Annotated in this window: 1 pseudogene; it reads right to left on the reverse strand. The window is 68.1% G+C overall.

Going from position 1 to position 722, the window contains the following annotated elements:
- Window positions 1–8: 8 nt before the first annotated feature.
- Window positions 9–722: pseudogene (locus tag VR44_RS39605) on the reverse strand (hypothetical protein); the annotation flags it as partial.

A 722-nucleotide genomic window follows, 5' to 3' on the forward strand; every position in this document is an offset into this window, starting at 1 on the left:
GGCATCAGTCAACGACACACATCACCCAACGATCCGATGATCCGAAGGAAACGGCCTAGCCGGCGCGCGAGTTCCACGGGCAGGTCGGGGTCCCGCGGGGCCAGCTGCCTCATTCTGGGGTCGGGGTCTGTGGCCAGGCGCCGCAGTACATCTGCCGGAAGAGGGAAGTCGTCGGCCGGCCGCCATCTGATCATCTTGTCCGGGCGGTAGGTTCGGTCGATGCGCTCGGCGGTGTCGGGATCGATCCGGTCTCGGGCGTGAAGAGCCATCGTGGTTCGCACGCTGCTCTCCTCGTCGTCGAGCAGTTGGGCGACGAGCGGCGGCGGAAGGTGGTCGGACATCGCGGCCGAGGCGCGGAAGCAGATGTATGGCGAGTCCACGTACGGCTCGGGGTCGGCCGTCACCCACGGCAGGCGCAGTCTCCGGAGCTCGGCGCGGGCTATCTCGCCCGTGATTTGCCGGTCGAGCTCGTCGTCGTCCAGGGCTTGGTCGTCCGCGAGCCAGTCCAGCGGAGGCACGGACACGATCTGTGCATGGATCGCAGCACGGATCGGCTCCGGTGTGTCCTGACGGGCGAAGACACGGAGTGCAACGCGCAGGTCGGGATCCTGGGCAAGCTTGTCGCGCAGTGCCGGCGGCAGGTCGGGGTGTTCCGCGAGTTCCTCGCGCACCTCATCGTTCGGGTCTTCGGCCAGCCGGTGGGCGGTGGCGGTGTCCAGGCT

The organism is Streptomyces katrae (assembly GCF_000966975.1).
GTDB classification, from domain to species: domain Bacteria; phylum Actinomycetota; class Actinomycetes; order Streptomycetales; family Streptomycetaceae; genus Streptomyces; species Streptomyces katrae.